Source organism: Curtobacterium sp. NPDC089991 (assembly GCF_044748425.1).
Taxonomy (GTDB): Bacteria; Actinomycetota; Actinomycetes; order Actinomycetales; family Microbacteriaceae; genus Curtobacterium.
In genome coordinates, this window is sequence record NZ_JBIVGB010000005.1 from 226,251 (window position 1) to 242,564 (window position 16,314).

The 16,314-nt window shown below is 69.7% G+C and carries 12 protein-coding genes; 5 read left to right on the forward strand and 7 right to left on the reverse strand.

Going from position 1 to position 16,314, the window contains the following annotated elements:
* Window positions 1–74: 74 nt before the first annotated feature.
* Window positions 75–1,103: a GNAT family N-acetyltransferase gene (locus ACIPV1_RS15285; RefSeq protein ID WP_402726749.1), complete on the reverse strand. Its 1,029-nt coding sequence runs from the start codon at window positions 1,101–1,103 to the stop codon at window positions 75–77.
* Window positions 1,104–1,188: 85 nt separating this feature from the next.
* Here ACIPV1_RS15285 and ACIPV1_RS15290 point away from each other — a divergent pair, with 85 nt between their 5' ends.
* Window positions 1,189–1,584: a VOC family protein gene (locus ACIPV1_RS15290; RefSeq protein ID WP_123671416.1), complete on the forward strand. Its 396-nt coding sequence runs from the start codon at window positions 1,189–1,191 to the stop codon at window positions 1,582–1,584.
* Window positions 1,585–1,713: 129 nt separating this feature from the next.
* Here ACIPV1_RS15290 and rpoC read toward each other — a convergent pair whose 3' ends face one another.
* The 6 genes from rpoC to ACIPV1_RS15320 all read right to left on the reverse strand — a co-directional run bounded on the left by rpoC (window position 1,714) and on the right by ACIPV1_RS15320 (window position 13,061).
* A complete protein-coding gene (gene rpoC, locus ACIPV1_RS15295) occupies window positions 1,714–5,595 on the reverse strand; it encodes a DNA-directed RNA polymerase subunit beta' (protein WP_111083489.1) in 3,882 nt (1,293 codons plus the stop codon).
* Window positions 5,596–5,640: 45 nt separating this feature from the next.
* A complete protein-coding gene (gene rpoB / locus ACIPV1_RS15300; RefSeq protein ID WP_111083490.1) occupies window positions 5,641–9,129 on the reverse strand; it encodes a DNA-directed RNA polymerase subunit beta in 3,489 nt (1,162 codons plus the stop codon).
* A gap of 460 nt (window positions 9,130–9,589) precedes the next feature.
* Entirely contained in the window at window positions 9,590–10,201 is a 612-nt protein-coding gene (locus tag ACIPV1_RS15305) for a hypothetical protein (RefSeq protein ID WP_173168947.1), read from the reverse strand.
* 306 nt (window positions 10,202–10,507) lie between these two features.
* The gene (locus ACIPV1_RS15310) at window positions 10,508–11,158 is read right to left on the reverse strand and encodes a response regulator transcription factor (RefSeq protein WP_131877677.1); all 651 of its coding nucleotides are present in this window, start codon (window positions 11,156–11,158) and stop codon (window positions 10,508–10,510) included.
* Complete coding sequence (locus ACIPV1_RS15315) at window positions 11,155–12,522, reverse strand: sensor histidine kinase (RefSeq protein WP_402726750.1); 1,368 nt, start codon at window positions 12,520–12,522, stop codon at window positions 11,155–11,157. The genes ACIPV1_RS15310 and ACIPV1_RS15315 overlap by 4 nt, the downstream gene beginning before the upstream one ends.
* Entirely contained in the window at window positions 12,519–13,061 is a 543-nt protein-coding gene (locus ACIPV1_RS15320; RefSeq protein ID WP_123293102.1) for a hypothetical protein, read from the reverse strand. The genes ACIPV1_RS15315 and ACIPV1_RS15320 overlap by 4 nt, the downstream gene beginning before the upstream one ends.
* A 142-nt stretch (window positions 13,062–13,203) precedes the next feature.
* On the opposite strand from ACIPV1_RS15320, the gene ACIPV1_RS15325 reads away from it, so the two are divergent.
* From ACIPV1_RS15325 to ACIPV1_RS15340, 4 genes are all read left to right on the forward strand, one after another.
* A complete protein-coding gene (locus tag ACIPV1_RS15325; RefSeq protein ID WP_123339452.1) occupies window positions 13,204–14,046 on the forward strand; it encodes a spermidine synthase in 843 nt (280 codons plus the stop codon).
* A gap of 115 nt (window positions 14,047–14,161) precedes the next feature.
* Window positions 14,162–14,848 carry a DUF4064 domain-containing protein gene (locus tag ACIPV1_RS15330; RefSeq protein ID WP_123339451.1) on the forward strand — a complete coding sequence of 229 codons (687 nt, stop codon included), beginning with the start codon at window positions 14,162–14,164 and terminating at the stop codon, window positions 14,846–14,848.
* A gap of 125 nt (window positions 14,849–14,973) precedes the next feature.
* Entirely contained in the window at window positions 14,974–15,804 is an 831-nt protein-coding gene (locus ACIPV1_RS15335; RefSeq protein ID WP_111083497.1) for a hypothetical protein, read from the forward strand.
* Window positions 15,801–16,292: a SprT-like domain-containing protein gene (locus ACIPV1_RS15340; RefSeq protein ID WP_123293099.1), complete on the forward strand. Its 492-nt coding sequence runs from the start codon at window positions 15,801–15,803 to the stop codon at window positions 16,290–16,292. Before ACIPV1_RS15335 ends, ACIPV1_RS15340 begins: the two co-directional genes overlap by 4 nt.
* Window positions 16,293–16,314: the final 22 nt, after the last annotated feature.

Genomic DNA, 16,314 nt, shown 5'->3' on the forward strand with positions numbered 1-16,314 from the left:
GCAGTCCCAGAAGGAGGGGGCGGAGGGGGTCCGGATGCACCCAGAACTGGGGTCCAGGACCCTCGACGTGACGGTCAGAGCGACGTCGACGCGGTGACGTGGACCTCGCCGGCGACGAACCCGAGTCGCTCGTAGATGCGCCCGGCTCCGCTCGGGTTCTCGGCGTCGACGTGCAGCACCGCCGCGGACAACCCGTCGGCGCGGATCGCCTGCAGCGTGGCGTCGAGGACGACCGGGGCGAGCCCCGTCCCCCGTGCTGCACGCACGACGCCGACCCAGTGCACGTACCCGTACGAACGGCCCCGGGCAGCGAACCCGTCGGGCTCCACCTCGACGATCGTGAACGCCACGACCGAACCGTCGGCGTCGACGACGGCCCGCGACAGGTCCAGCCGGCTCTTGTCCGAGGTGAGGAACCCCCGCCAGTCCGACGCGACCATCGGCTGGGAACCCCAGTGGTCGCGGAAGGCGTCGTTCTTGGCCGTCCGGAGCGGCTCGATGTCGTCCGCCGTGACGGGCCGCAGGACGAGCCCGTCCGCCAGGACGGGTACTGCGTCGGCGTCCGGCCCGCGGTCGTCGAACACGACCTGCATGTCGAGCCAGGTGCGCACCGGTGCGAAGTCGTGGTGCGCCGCCAGCCGCAGCGCCGAGGACCCCTGCCGCCCACCGACTTCGAGCGTCGCCGGCAGGTCGACATCGAGCGTCGCCAGGCGCTGCCGGGCCCGGCCGACCTGCCAGGCCAGTACCCGCCGTCCGATCCCCTGCCCGCGCAGGTCAGGGTGGACCGCCCCGTCGAGCACGGCGCGCGCAGCGGTGACGCGGGAGGGGACGTCGATGACGATGCCGTAGGCCTGCACATGCCCTCCAGCATCGACGCCCACCACGGTGTCCCTGGTGACGTCCAGCCCCTCGGTGGACAACGACCGTTCGAGGTCGGCTGTGGAGGGACGAGCGTGCGGGTCGTCGACCGCGGCCGACGCGACCGCGACGGCGTGCATCGCCCCGACGTCGTCGAGCCCGCCCGCCCGGAACGTCAAGCCGCCGATCGGCGTGGGGAACGAGAGGTGTGCCGGGGCCGTGATCCGTTCGCGCAGGGTCGCCATCCCTCCAGCCTGCCAGTTCCGCCGCGCGGCGAGACGCCGCCGAAAGCCCCTCGACGAGCAGGCCCGACCGGGACCATGATGAGTCATGGACATCACGAGCGTGACCGTGGGGCTGCCCGTCACCGACATCGAGGCGTCCTGCCTCTGGTACGGCGCCGTCTTCGAGCGCACCGAACCGGACCTCGAACCCGAGGACGGTGTCGCCGAGTACGAGGTCGGCGGGATCTGGATCCAGCTCTACGAGGACGACTCCGCCGAGGAGAACCCCGTGAGCGTCCGGTTCGGCGTCGACGACGTCGGAGCCCAGCACGCTCGCATCGGCTCGCTCGGCATCGACATCGGACCGGTCGAGTGCGTCGACGGCGCCGTGAACTGGTTCGACGTCCGCGACCCCGACGGCAACGTCCTCAGCCTGTTCTCGCTCGTGGACGAGACCGGTCGCGGATCGGGACGCGACAACGGCGCGGACCGCGCGCTCTAGACGCACCCGGTCGCAGGCCGGGAGGCCCGTGGCGGCCTGGCACCGGGCCTCCTGTCCGCCACGTGGTGACGACACGACGAAGGCCCCGCCTCCTTGCGGAGACGGGGCCTTCGTGGGATCACATCAGACTCAGTTGTACGTGCCCGGCGTGAAGTCGTCCGACGAGAAGCTGTCGAAGTCGACGAAGCTCAGGTCGGCGTCCGAGAACGACGAGTCGTCCGCGAAGATGCGGTTGGGGTACCGCTCTGCCTTCGCTTCTTCCGTCGCGTTCACGTCCACGTCGCGGTACCGGCTGAGGCCCGTCCCGGCAGGGATGAGCTTACCGATGATGACGTTCTCCTTGAGGCCGACGAGGTGGTCCTGCTTGCCCTCCATGGCCGCCTGCGTGAGCACGCGGGTGGTCTCCTGGAAGGAAGCGGCGGACAGCCACGACTCGGTCGCGAGGGACGCCTTCGTGATGCCCATGACCTCCTGGCGAGCCGAGGCGGTCTTGCGACCCTCCTGCAGCGCCGCGCGGTTCAGCATGTTGTAGCGCGACCGGTCGACGAGCTCACCCGGCAGCAGGTCGGTGTCGCCGTGGTCGACGACGGTGACCTTGCGGAGCATCTGACGGACGATGACCTCGATGTGCTTGTCGTGGATCGGCACACCCTGCGAGCCGTAGACGTCCTGCACACCGTTGACCAGGTGCTTCTGGACCTCTCGGACACCCTTGACCCGGAGGACTTCCTTCGGGTCGACGGTGCCGGCGATGAACTGCTCGCCGAGCTCGACGTGCTGGTTGTCCTCGATGAGGAGCGTCGCACGCTTGAGCACCGGGTAGATGAACGGCTCGTCACCGTTGTCCGGCGTGAGGATGATCCGACGACCCTTGTCCGTGTCCTCGACGACGACGCGGCCGGGGGCCTCGGCGATCGGGGACGCGCCCTTGGGCGTACGGGCCTCGAAGAGCTCCGTGACACGCGGCAGACCCTGGGTGATGTCGTCGGCCGAGGCCGAACCACCCGTGTGGAAGGTACGCATCGTCAGCTGGGTACCGGGCTCACCGATGGACTGCGCGGCGATGATGCCGACTGCCTCACCGATGTCGACCAGGTTGCCGGTGGCGAGCGAACGGCCGTAGCACTTCGCGCAGACACCGACGGCCGACTCGCAGGTCAGGACCGAGCGCACCTTGATGCTCTCGACACCGGCTGCCAGCAGCTTCTCGAGGAGCACGTCACCGACGTCCTCGCGAGCCTCGGCGACGACCGTGCCCTTGGCGTCCACGGCCTCGGTGGCCAGGGTGCGCGAGTACACGGTGTTCTCGACGCGCGGGTCGCGGACCAGCTTGCCGTCCGCGTCCACGGTCGCGATCGGCAGCTCGAGGCCACGCGTCGTACCGCAGTCGTCCTCGCGGATGATGACGTCCTGCGAGACGTCCACGAGACGACGGGTGAGGTACCCGGAGTCCGCGGTACGGAGCGCAGTGTCAGCAAGACCCTTGCGAGCACCGTGGGTGGCGATGAAGTACTCCGCCACGGTCAGGCCCTCGCGGTACGAGTTGATGATCGGGCGGGCGATGATCTCGCCCTTCGGGTTGTTCACCAGACCACGCATACCCGCGATGTTGCGGACCTGCAGCCAGTTACCACGAGCACCCGACGACACCATGCGGTTGATCGTGTTGTCGACGGGGAAGTTGTCCCGCATCTCCTGCGCGATCTCGTTGGTGGCCTCGGTCCAGATCTTGATCAGGTCGGCGCGACGCTCGGAGTCGGTGATCAGACCCTTGTCGAACTCGCCCTGCACCTTGGCGGCCTGGATCTCGTAGCCCGCGATGATCTCCTTCTTGCGAGGAGGCGTCACGACGTCCGACAGGGCGACGGTCACACCGGAGCGCGTGCCCCAGTAGAAGCCGGCGTCCTTGATCCGGTCCAGCGCAGCGGCCGTCTCGGTCTTGGAGTACCGCTCGGCGAGGTCGTTGACGATCGCGGACAGCACACCCTTGTCGGTGACCTTCTGGACGAACGGGTAGTTCGCCGGGAGGGTCTCGTTGAAGAGCGCACGGCCCAGGGTCGTCTCGAGGAGGACGGTGTCGCCCTGCTCGTAGCCCTCGGGAGCTTCACCCTCGGCGAAGTGGACACCCGTCATGCGGATCTTCGCCATGGCGTTGAGGTGCAGCGTGTGCTGGTCGTTGGCCAGGATCGCCTCGGCGACCGACGAGAACGCACGGCCCTCACCGACGGCGCCCTCGCGGACGGTCGTCAGGTGGTGCAGACCGATGATCATGTCCTGTGCGGGCAGGGTCACCGGACGGCCGTCGGACGGCTTCAGGATGTTGTTCGAGGCGAGCATCAGGATGCGGGCCTCGGCCTGGGCCTCCACCGACAGCGGCAGGTGCACGGCCATCTGGTCACCGTCGAAGTCCGCGTTGAACGCAGCACACACGAGCGGGTGGAGCTGGATGGCCTTGCCCTCGACGAGCTGCGGCTCGAACGCCTGGATGCCCAGACGGTGCAGCGTCGGCGCACGGTTCAGCAGCACGGGGCGCTCGCGGATGATCTCCTCGAGCACGTCCCACACCTGCGGACGCGAACGCTCGACCATGCGCTTGGCCGACTTGATGTTCTGCGCGTGCGACAGGTCGATCAGGCGCTTGATCACGAACGGCTTGAAGAGCTCGAGTGCCATCTGCTTGGGCAGACCACACTGGTGCAGCTTCAGCTGCGGGCCGACGATGATGACCGAACGGCCCGAGTAGTCGACGCGCTTGCCGAGCAGGTTCTGGCGGAAACGACCCTGCTTGCCCTTGAGCATGTCGCTCAGGGACTTCAGGGCGCGGTTGCCGGTACCCGTGACCGGACGTCCACGACGACCGTTGTCGAACAGCGCGTCAACGGCTTCCTGCAGCATGCGCTTCTCGTTGTTCACGATGATCTCGGGGGCACCGAGGTCGAGCAGGCGGCGGAGACGGTTGTTGCGGTTGATCACACGACGGTAGAGGTCGTTGAGGTCCGACGTGGCGAAACGGCCACCGTCGAGCTGCACCATCGGGCGCAGCTCCGGCGGGATGACCGGCACGACGCCGAGCACCATCGCTGCCGGCGAGTTGCCGGTGGCGAGGAAGGAGCTGACGACGCGCAGACGCTTGATCGCGCGGATCTTCTTCTGGCCCTTGCCCTCGGCGATCTGCAGACGCAGCGCCTCGGCCTCGGCAGCCAGGTCGAACGCCTCGAGCCGGAGCTTGATCGCCTCGGCGCCCATGTAGGCGTCGAAGTAGATCCCGAACCGGTCCTGGAGCTCGTGGAAGACGGCGTCCTCGGGCTTGAGGTCGCCCACCTTGAGGTTGCGGAAGTCCTCCCACACACGCTCGAGACGGGTGATGTCCTCGTCGAACGACTTGCGGACCTGGGACATCTCCTTCTCAGCGGTGTCCTTGGTGCGCCGCTTGACGTCGGCCTTCGCTCCCTCTTCCTCAAGGGCTGCGAGGTCGTCCTCGAGCTTCTTGAGGCGGTCGGCGATGATCGAGTCGCGCTGGCCCTCGAGGGTCTTGATCTCGAGACGCATCTCGTTCTCGAGACCGGGCATGTCCGCGTGACGGCCCTCTTCATCGATGTCGATGATCATGTACGCCGCGAAGTAGATGACCTTCTCGAGGTCCTTCGGCGCCATGTCGAGGAGGTAGCCGAGGCGCGACGGGACGCCCTTGAAGTACCAGATGTGCGTGACGGGGGCAGCGAGCTCGATGTGGCCCATGCGCTCACGACGGACCGAGGACTTGGTGACCTCGACGCCGCAGCGCTCGCAGACGATGCCCTTGAACCGGACACGCTTGTACTTGCCGCAGGCGCACTCCCAGTCGCGGGAAGGACCGAAGATCTGCTCGCCGAACAGACCGTCCTTCTCGGGCTTCAGGGTGCGGTAGTTGATGGTCTCCGGCTTCTTGACCTCGCCGTACGACCACTGACGGATGTCCTCGGCGGTCGCGAGGCCGATCCGAATGGCGTCAAAGGAAGTTGCTTCGAGCAATGTTCTTCTCTCTTGCTTGATTCAGGCTTCGATGTACGGGCGGGATCAGATGTCGTCGACGGACGACGACTCGAACCGCGAGGAGATGTTGATGCCCAGCTCCTCCGCAGCGCGGAAGACCTCGTCATCGTTGTCGCGCAGGCTGACCGCCTGGCCGTCGGCCGAGAGGACCTCGACGTTCAGGCAGAGCGACTGCATCTCCTTCATGAGGACCTTGAAGGACTCGGGGATGCCGGGTTCCTGGATGTTCTCGCCCTTGACGATCGCCTCGTAGACCTTCACGCGGCCGAGGATGTCGTCGGACTTGATCGTCAGGAGCTCCTGGAGGGCGTAAGCGGCGCCGTACGCCTCGAGCGCCCACACCTCCATCTCACCGAATCGCTGGCCACCGAACTGCGCCTTACCACCCAGCGGCTGCTGCGTGATCATCGAGTACGGACCCGTCGAACGAGCGTGGATCTTGTCGTCGACCAGGTGGTGCAGCTTGAGGATGTACATGTAGCCGACCGAGACGGGCTCGGGGAACGGCTCGCCGGAGCGACCGTCGAAGAGCTGCGCCTTGCCGGACGAGCCGATCAGGCGCTCGCCGTCGCGGTTCGGAAGGGTCGAGTCGAGGAGGCCCTCGATCTCGCGCTCGTACGCGCCGTCGAACACCGGGGTGGCGACCTTCGTGCCCGGAGCGGCGCTGTGCGCTGCCTCGGGGAGGGCCGATGCCCACTCCTGGATGCCCTCGACGTTCCAGCCCTGCTTGGCGAGCCAACCGAGGTGGATCTCGAGGACCTGGCCGAAGTTCATGCGGCCGGGGACGCCGAGCGGGTTCAGGACGATGTCGACCGGGGTGCCGTCGGCGAGGAAGGGCATGTCCTCAACCGGGAGGATGGTCGAGATGACGCCCTTGTTGCCGTGACGACCGGCGAGCTTGTCACCCGCGGTGATCTTGCGCTTCTGGGCGATGTAGACGACCACGCGCTGGTTGACACCAGAGCCGAGTTCGTCGTCGCCGTCCTGCGAGTCGAACACCTTGACGCCGATGATCGTGCCCTCTTCACCGTGGGGCACCTTCAGCGAGGTGTCGCGCACTTCGCGCGACTTCTCGTTGAAGATGGCGCGGAGGAGGCGCTCTTCAGCGGAGAGCTCGGTCTCGCCCTTCGGCGTGACCTTGCCGACCAGGATGTCGCCGGGGCGGACCTCGGCACCGATGCGGATGATGCCGCGCTCGTCGAGGTCGGCCAGCAGGTCCGGGCTGACGTTGGGGAGGTCACGGGTGATCTCCTCCTTGCCGAGCTTCGTGTCGCGGGCGTCGACCTCGTACTCCTCGATGTGGATCGAGGAGAGCGTGTCGTCCTTGATGAGGTTCTGCGACAGGATCATCGCGTCCTCGTAGTTGTAGCCCTCCCACGGCATGAACGCGACGAGGAGGTTCTTGCCGAGCGCGAGCTCGCCGTTCTCCGTCGCGGGACCGTCGGCGATGACCTCGCCCTGCTCCACACGCTCGCCGGCCGAGACGACCACGCGGTGGTTGTAGCTCGTGCCCTGGTTGGAGCGGTCGAACTTGCGCAGGTAGAAGGTCTGCGTGCCACCCTCGTCGAGCTGCAGGGTCACGGCGTCTGCCGAGACCTCGGAGACCACACCGGCCTTGTCGGCGGTGACGACGTCACCGGCGTCGATCGCGGTGTAGCCCTCCATGCCCGTACCGACGAGCGGCGACTCGGAACGGAGCAGCGGGACGGCCTGACGCTGCATGTTCGCACCCATGAGGGCGCGGTTCGCGTCGTCGTGCTCGAGGAACGGGATGAGCGAGGTCGCGACCGACACCATCTGGCGCGGCGAGACGTCCATGTAGTCGACTTCGCCCTTGGCGACGAGTTCGACCTCGCCACCCTTCTTGCGGACGAGGACCTTGTCGTCGGCGAAGTGGAACGAGTCGGTCAGCGGGGCGTTGGCCTGCGCGACGACGAACTCGTCCTCTTCCGAGGCGGTCAGGTAGTCGATGGTCTTCGTGACCTCGCCGTTGACGACGCGACGGTACGGGGTCTCGATGAAGCCGAACGAGTTGATCCGACCGAACGACGCGAGCGAACCGATCAGGCCGATGTTCGGGCCTTCCGGGGTCTCGATCGGGCACATGCGGCCGTAGTGCGACGGGTGGACGTCACGGACCTCGACGCCGGCACGCTCACGGGACAGACCACCCGGGCCGAGGGCCGAGAGACGACGCTTGTGCGTCAGGCCCGCGAGCGGGTTGTTCTGGTCCATGAACTGCGACAGCTGGGACGTTCCGAAGAACTCCTTGATCGCGGCGACGACCGGACGCACGTTGATGAGCGTCTGGGGCGTGATCGCCTCGATGTCCTGCGTGGTCATGCGCTCGCGGACGACGCGCTCCATGCGGGACAGACCCGTGCGGACCTGGTTCTGGATGAGCTCGCCGACGGCGCGGATGCGACGGTTGCCGAAGTGGTCGATGTCGTCCACGTCGAGGCGCAGCTGCACCGGCTCGCCGTCACGCACGCCGTTCAGCGTGGTCTTCTCGGCGTGCAGGGACACGAGGTACTTGATCGTCGCGACGATGTCCTTGACGGTCAGCACCGAGTCGGACAGCGGGGCGTCGATCCCGAGCTTGCGGTTGACCTTGTAACGGCCCACCTTCGCCAGGTCGTAGCGCTTCGAGTTGAAGTAGAAGTTGTCGAGCAGCGCACGCGCGGCCTCGGCAGCGACCTGCTCGCCCGGGCGCAGCTTGCGGTAGATGTCCTTGAGCGCCTCTTCCTTCGTGAGGATGGCGTCCTTCTCCAGGGTCGACTCGATCGAGGCGAAGCCCTGGAACTCCTCCATGATCTCCTCGCTGGTCAGACCCAGCGCCTTGAGGAAGACCGTGACCGACTGCTTGCGCTTGCGGTCGATGCGCACGCCCACCTGGTCGCGCTTGTCGATCTCGAACTCGAGCCACGCACCACGCGAGGGGATGACGCGAGCGGAGTAGATGTCCTTGTCGGACGTCTTCTCCTGCTGGCGCTCGAAGTACACGCCGGGCGAACGGACGAGCTGCGACACGACGACGCGCTCGGTGCCGTTGATGATGAACGTGCCGCGTTCGGTCATGAGCGGGAAGTCGCCCATGAAGACCGTCTGCGTCTTGATCTCACCCGTCATGTGGTTCATGAACTCGGCGTTGACGTACAGCGGAGCGGCGTAGGTCTTGCCGCGCTCCTTGCAGTCGTCGATCGAGTACTTGGGGTCCTCGAGCTCGGGCGCCGTGAACGAGAGCTGCATGGTCTCGCCGAGGTCCTCGATCGGGGAGATCTCCTCGAAGATCTCCTCCAACCCGGAGTGCAGGGCGAGGTCGGTGCGACCCTGCTCCTGTCCCTCTGCGAGACGGGCCTTCCAGACGTCGTTGCCGACGAGCCAGTCGAAGCTCTCCGTCTGGAGTGCGAGCAGATCAGGAACCGTGAGGGTGTCCGTGATCTTGGCGAACGAGAGTCGCGAGTGGTTGCGACCGTTCTTGGGGTTGGTGGATGCGTTGGGCGCAGCAGCCAAGGGTGTGACCTCCGTAGGCCCCGTCGGGCCGATACTGACGAGCAGCATGTAGGTGAGTAGATGATCGCTCGGCGATCCCCGCGAGTTCTTGCCCTGCGACCACGCCGACGCGTGCCTGACGCGGAACGTCGGTGCACGTGTGGGATGATCTCCGTGAGCGGGACCCGCCGCCATATACGAGTCCGGCTGCACCAGGGCGAGTTGAGCTTGTCCAACTCAGAACTCTGCGTCGACCGCAATATGACGACACGGATGCCAGGGAGCGCGAACTGCCATCATAGTTCGCGCCGAGTCGTGCTGTCCAGTCCTGGCTTGACCAGATTCGGCAGTGGCGTGTATAAGCCGCTGCGTGCCCGCGGAATTCCCGGCCCGCGCCCGGCCCGCAACGGCCCGCGCCCGGCCCGCGACGGCCCGCAACGGGCCTGCGCACCCGGCCCGCGCAGTGGACCCGGCCGTGCGCTCAGCCGAGGCGCTCGCGCTCGACGTGCCCCGCGCCTCCCGGCTGGCCCTGCAGTCCGGCCAGCGCACGGAAGGCGTCCTCGGGTCGACGGGTGCGCACGAAGGTGACGCGACCACGGTCGTCGGTGAGCTCGATCCCGAGTCCGGGGGTGAGGATCAGGGCGCGCACACCGCGACCGATCCGCAGGCCGACGCCGCCGTAGGTGCGAGCGTCCGCCTCCACGAGTCGGACGTCGGCGATGCGCCGACGTGCGATGCGCCGTGGCGGCAGCGGCCGGAAGTGCAACGTGACGTGCGAGTCGGTGACAGCGAACCCGGCTCGTGCGAGCAGCAGCAGCACGCCCGCCACGACGGCGACCAGCGCCGGAACGATGAGCGCGGTCTCCGGTGCGTCGCCGGGCCAGGCGGTCACCGCCGCGGTCAGGCCGAGGCCACCGAGGAGCAGGACCGCGCCGACGACACGCATCCAGGTGGGCGCCGCCTCGTGGTCGGCGTGGGCCGGACGGGAGGCGCGGGGCACCCGCGTCGTCCGGCTCGCGGTCGTGCGCATGGTGGCGCGGGTCGTCGGTGCGGCCGGGCGTGCGGTGGGCACGCTCATCGTGTCAGCGGTCATGTCGGGTCTCCTGCGGCTCGGCGGAGTGTTGCATCCCGTATTTTACATGACGGGTGCGATGTGATCACGGCCAGCGCGCGCGGGTGACCGGAAGGGGCACGCGGACGCGTGCCGACGGCGCGCACGCTCGAGCGGTGGGGGCGCTCGACGGCACGTCGTGGTCACGTCGGGAGGGCGGACGCGCGAGGTGTGGGGCACTGCACGCATCGACGCGGTCCCGCGTGACGACCGGATGAACAGTACGGAACGAGTCTTGGCGTCCGCTGGCCGTCCATGTGTACGCATTCACGTACCGGCCAGGACCGGTCAGCGCAGGACGCGCGCGACCGCCTCGGCGCGGGTGGCGACCCCGAGCTTCGCGAACACCTGGTTCACGTACGACTTCACCGTCGGCACCGTCAGGAACAACTCCGCCGCGATCTGCGGGTTCGTCCGGCCGGCCGCGATGCGCTCGAGCACGTCGGCCTCGCGCGGGGTGAGGTCCGGGAACCGGTCACGCAGCGCCGGCACAGCGGGTGCGGATGCCGTCGCCCCGCCGCCGGCGAGCTGCGCCACCAGCCGCGCCCCCACCGTGGCGTCGAACGTCGACTGCCCCGACGCGACCGCCCGGATCGCCGTCGCGATCTCGGTCCGTCCGGCGTCCTTCGTCAGGTACCCGCGCGCACCGGCCCGGAGCGCGGTCACGATCGACTCGTCGTCCGCGTAGGTCGTCAGCACGAGCACCGCCACCTGCGGGTGGTCGGCCACGATGCGCGCGGTCGCCGTCGGCCCGTCGGTACCGGGCATGCGGAGGTCCATCAGCACGACGTCGGGAGCGTCACGGTCCACCGCTGCGATCGCCTCGGCGCCGTCGGCGGCCTCACCCGTCACCTGCAGGTCCGGTACGAGCGACAGCACCGTCACCAGGCCGTCGCGGACGATCGCCTGGTCGTCGACGACGAGGACACGGATGGTCACGAGGCGTCCACCTCGTGCTCGGCCACCCGGTCCACCGGCAGGTGCAGCGCGACGACGAACTCGTCGTCGGACCGCTCCGCTTCGACCGTCGCGCCGCTACCGAGCTCCTCGACGCGCTCGCGCATCCCGAGCAGGCCCTGGCCGCCGCCGGTGAGCGGGTTGGCCACGACGACGTCCACGGCGTCGCCGTCACGGTTGACGGACAGCGACACGGGGCGGCTGGGGGCGTGCCGGCGGGCGTTGCTGAGGGCCTCGCGGACGACCTGGACGACGGCGGCGCGGTGCGCCTCGTCGAGTGCGGCCAGGGTCACGTCGCCCTGCACCACGATGGTGCCGCCGAACGAGCGGTGGGCGGCGACCAGGGCGGTCAGGTCGGTGCGGTCCGGCACGTGGTCGGTGCGGTCGGTGTGGTCGGCGCGGTCCGGCACGTGGTCGGTGGACGGCCGGGAGGCGCGGCTCGCGTCCGGCACGTCGGCTCCGGTGGTCCGCGTGGCCTGGTCCGGGGCCGTGGTCCGGTCCGGTCCGGTGGCGCGGTCCGCGGTCGTGGTCGGGTCGGGGGCGGCCCGGTCCGGGGCGGCGGCCCGGTCCGGGGTGGCACCGGGCTCGGCGTCCGCGTCGTCGCGGAGGGCGTGCACGGCTCGGCGGGCCTCGGCGAGGCCGTCCGCCGCCAGGGTCCTGGCCTCGCCGGCACGCTTCGTCGCGTCGTCGACCCGGCCGGCCTCGAGCAGGGCCTCGACCGCGTCGAGCTGCAGCACGAGTCCGCCCAGCGAGTGCGCGAGGACGTCGTGGATGTCCCGCGAGGCCCGGGACCGGTCGGCGAGGAGCTGCGCCCGCTGCTGGTCCCGCTCGGCCTGCCGCGCACGTTGCGCCGCGACCCGGAACTGCCGGCGGCTGAACCCGATGAGCACGCCGAGCAGCAGCCCGCCGCTCGTGCCGAGGACGAACTGGACCGAGGCGTGCTCGATCGTCGCGCAGACGGCGATGACCACCATCGCCCCCACCGCGGCCACCGCCGCGAGCCAGACCGGCACCCGGAGGTTCGCGCCGAGCAGGACGATCCCGACGATCACGGGGACGATCATGAGCGAGTCGGTCGCCACCACGGTCAGGGAACCGGCGACGATCATCACCACGCCCGCGACGACGAGCAGCTGCGGCGTCCGGCCGAACTCGCGGAGCGCCCACGCGGCGAGCGCCACCGCGCCGAGCACCCACACCCACGCGGGCGGCTGCAGCTCGAGTCCGTTCTTCACGAACCAGAACCCGACGATCACGATGCCGAGGGCGTTGAGCCCCCAGGCGGTTGCCGAACGGGACCGACCCCCGGGGAGGTCGGTCGGGTCCTGTCCGCTCAGCAGGGTCACCGGACCATCATGCCGCGGGTGGTGCGGCCACTGGCGGTCCGGTCGCCGCGGTCTCCGCGGTCTCCGCGCGGGATGCGCTGGTCGATGACGACGGCGCGGGCGGCGCGGTTCAGGGCGAGCACGAGCAGGATCGCGCCGGTCGAGGTGAGCAGGTGCGCACCGAGGTGGCCGCCGAGCACATCGAGGCCGACGCGCACGGCGATGAGCACGATCCAGAGCGACGCACCGAGCCACCCTGTGCGGGACTGGATCGTCCGACCCTTGCTGTCCGGGGTGGCGACCGTGCGGAACCGGGTGATGGTGCCCATCGTCAGGCCCACACCGATCGTGATCAGGGCCTCGATGCCGAGGAACACGACGTCGGTCGTGGTGATCGTCGCCCCCGACTGCGCCAGGACCACCACACCGACGATCGCCATGATCATCGGCGTGCGCCAGATGCGCGCCGGGTCGAGGTACTGCCAGGTGGCCTGGCGGTACCCGAGGAAGCCGACGAGGGCGACGCCGATCAGGACGTTGACGAGGAGCTGGACCGACATGGTGTGCCTTTCGAGGTGACCCGGCGGGACGTCCCCGACCGATGGATCCAGCCTCGTTCCGGTGCGTCCGCGGGCACACCAACCAGGGGTGGGGGCCCGGGTGGTGATCGCGGAGCCGGTCGGGTGGTGTTCGATTGACCGCATGGCTGATGCGTTCGACGGGTTCCGGATCGGTGCGGGCTACTCGGTGGTCGAGCCGGACCGGCACCGCCCCGGGTCGTTCACGCTCGTGGTGGACGGCACGCCGCAGTCGCACGTCGACCTCGAGGACCCGACCCACCTGGCGTTCGAGTACATCCGGCGGATCGGGCACGCCATCGACCTGCTGCCGTCCGGCCCGGTCACGGCGCTGCACCTCGGCGCCGGTGCCCTGACGCTCCCCCGGTACGTCGCGGTGACCCGGCCGGGCTCCCGCCAGCAGGTCATCGAGCTCGAGCGCGACCTGGTGGACCACGTCCGCGAGGTCCTGCCGTTCCCCCGCGGCGCGTCGATCCGGGTGCGGTACGGCGACGCGCGCGAGGTGCTCGGCAAGCTCCCCTCCGGGCTGCGCGGCACGGTGGACCTGGCGGTGGTGGACGTCTTCGGCGGCTCGCAGATCCCGGCGCACGTGACGAGCATCGAGTTCTACCGCGAGGTCGCCGCGTTCCTGTCGCCGACCGGCATCGTCGCCGTGAACGTGGCCGACGGCGCGGGTCTCGCGTTCGCACGGGGGCAGGCGTCGACGCTGCAGGCCGTGCTGCCGTCGGTCGCAGCGGTGGCGGACACCGGCATGCTCAAGGGGCGTCGGTTCGGGAACATCGTGCTGCTCGGCTCGCCGACCGACCTGCCGATCGCCGAGATGCCGCGGCGGTACTCGTCGGACCCGATGCCGGCGAAGGTCGTGCACGGGGCCGAGCTGCGGGCGTTCATCGCCGGGGCGCCGATCGTCACCGACGCGACGGCCGTGGCGTCACCGGAGCCGAACCGGAGCGTGTTCGGCGCCTGACCCTGCGGTGACGACGGGGCGGCGCGCCAGGCCGTTCCCGGGCACTCGGCGGGTGCGGCTGTCAGGATGGTCTGAACGACCGCGCAGGTGCGCGACCGAGCGATGGGATCCCCTGATGACGAACGACGACCGGAGCAACCAGGACCGGACGGGCGACGGCCAGGCGCCGAGCTGGGGCGAAGCCCCGCAGCAGCAGCCCGCCGCCGACGCACCGCGGTACGGCGAGCGGAGCGACCCGACGCCGCAGTACGGGCAGTCCGCCCCGCAGTACGGCGAGCAGCAGAACCAGTACGGGCAGCAGCAGCAGTACGGGCAGCAGCAGGACCAGTACGGCCAGCAGCAGCAGTACGGCCAGCAGCCGTACGCCGCCGCGCCCGCGAGCTCCGGTTCGCCCGCGTGGCAGAGCTACGAGGAACCGAAGGCCAAGAAGAAGACCGTCGGCGTGATCGCGTTCGTGGTCGGCCTCGCCGCCCTGGTCGTGGGAGCCATCGGCGGGTACCTGTTCGGGCAGTCGTTCGGCGCTTCCGACGCCTTCCGCGACTCGATGCAGAACAGCGGAGCGACGCCGAGCGACGCGCAGATCACCGAGCTGATGACCTCGTCGAACGTCATCACCGGATCCCTCATGTTCTACCTGGGCACGGCCCTCGGCCTGTGGGCGATCGTGCAGGGCATCATCGCTGCCGTCACCAAGCGTGGCCGCGGTTGGGGCGTCTTCGCGATCGTCCTCGCCGTCGTCGCGCTCATCGTCTTCGTCGTGGCGGTCGGCGTCGCTGCGGTCGCGGCGAGCGGGATGTCCTGATCCGCTGAGCCCGTCCGGAACGGCCCGTCGTGCTCCGGCACGGCGGGCCGTTCTGCGTCCGCCGGCGCGAAGCCTGAGCGCGTCGCACCGGCCGCTCCCGGCAGAGCGCGGCTACCCTCGAACCGATGTCCCTCCCGCCCGACGACCGTCAGCAGCCCGACCCGTCCGACCCGTCCCGTGAACCGCGCCACGCGGCTCCCGTGACGGCCGGGGTCAGCCCGGGCAGCACCTTCGCGCCCATCAGCCTGCGACCGGCGGTCGACGTCGACGCCGTGCACCAGCGTCTGCGCGACCTCGGTCAGAGCCGCAGCACCGAGGCGCTCGCGGAACGTGCCGAGCTCCTCCGCCTGCTCGGCCGTCTCGACGAGTCCCTCGTCGTCGCGGAGGAGGTCTTCCGCCTCGCGATGTTCACGGGCGAACGTCAGGACAAGGTCGCCGCCCGGATCCGGCGCGCGCACATCCTGCACGACCTGGGTCGCCACGAGCGTGCTGCGACCGAGGCCGCCCTGGCCCGCGACACCGCCGCGACCGAGGAGTGGCCGGAGCTCGAGGGTGCCGCCGCCGAGATCGAGGGGTGGTCGCTGTTCGAGAACGACCGCTTCGAAGAGGCCCGCGCCGCACTGTCCCGCGCCTACCAGGCGTTCCGCCAGGCCGGTGCACCGTCCGAGCGCACCGACGCCCTGCGCACCGCGGTCGAGGCGGCGATGCGTGCCTCGATCACGCACCCCGCCGAACCCGCCGACAAGCCGCGGACGGCCCGCGAGGTCGCCGCCCGCCGCGCCGAGGACGACGAACCGACCATGCGCGTCGCGGAGCCGGTCAAGCAGGTCCCGCCGATCCGCCGCCGGGTGCTCGGGGCGCCGGACGCCGCGCGCACCGAGGCCGACGACATCTGGGGACGGATCGCCGCACGGGCAGCCAAGAAGGGCCAGGCCGACCCCCGCGCCGACCAGTGACCGCACTCGAGACGGTCCGTTCCCGAGCCGAGGCACTCATCACCGAACACCTCGGCGCGGGCTCGTGGGCCTTCGGGTTCGACCACGCGAAGACCCGCGCAGGACAGTGCGACTTCGCCCGGAAGCGCATCACCGTCAGCCGGCACCTGGCGACACGGTTCTCGGACGACGACGTCGAGCAGGTCCTGCTGCACGAGGTCGCGCACGCCCTCGCCGGCGCCCGTGCGGGCCACGGCCCGAAGTGGAAGCGGACCGCGTCCGCCATCGGGTACACGGGTTCGCGGCTGCACGACGGCCCGATCGCCAGCGAGCTCGCACCGTGGATCGGGACATGCCCAGCCGGACACGAGCACTTCCGCTACCGGACGCCCACCCGCCAGCTCGCCTGTGCCCGGTGCTCCCGCCGGTTCGATCCCCGCAACGCCATCGTCTGGCGGCGCCGGAGCGACGCTGACACCCCGTCGACGGTGGCCTCGACTACCGCATGAGTCCGTCCGCGCGCGGAGGCGC

Bases quoted from the DNA above. Each gene is read 5' to 3' on its own strand.
- ACIPV1_RS15285 (WP_402726749.1), bottom strand. From the start codon at position 1,103: ATGGCGACCCTGCGCGAACGGATCACGGCCCCGGCACACCTCTCGTTC.
- ACIPV1_RS15290 (WP_123671416.1), top strand. From the start codon at position 1,189: ATGGACATCACGAGCGTGACCGTGGGGCTGCCCGTCACCGACATCGAG.
- ACIPV1_RS15305 (WP_173168947.1), bottom strand. From the start codon at position 10,201: ATGACCGCTGACACGATGAGCGTGCCCACCGCACGCCCGGCCGCACCG.
- ACIPV1_RS15320 (WP_123293102.1), bottom strand. From the start codon at position 13,061: ATGTCGGTCCAGCTCCTCGTCAACGTCCTGATCGGCGTCGCCCTCGTC.
- ACIPV1_RS15325 (WP_123339452.1), top strand. From the start codon at position 13,204: ATGGCTGATGCGTTCGACGGGTTCCGGATCGGTGCGGGCTACTCGGTG.
- ACIPV1_RS15330 (WP_123339451.1), top strand. From the start codon at position 14,162: ATGACGAACGACGACCGGAGCAACCAGGACCGGACGGGCGACGGCCAG.
- ACIPV1_RS15335 (WP_111083497.1), top strand. From the start codon at position 14,974: ATGTCCCTCCCGCCCGACGACCGTCAGCAGCCCGACCCGTCCGACCCG.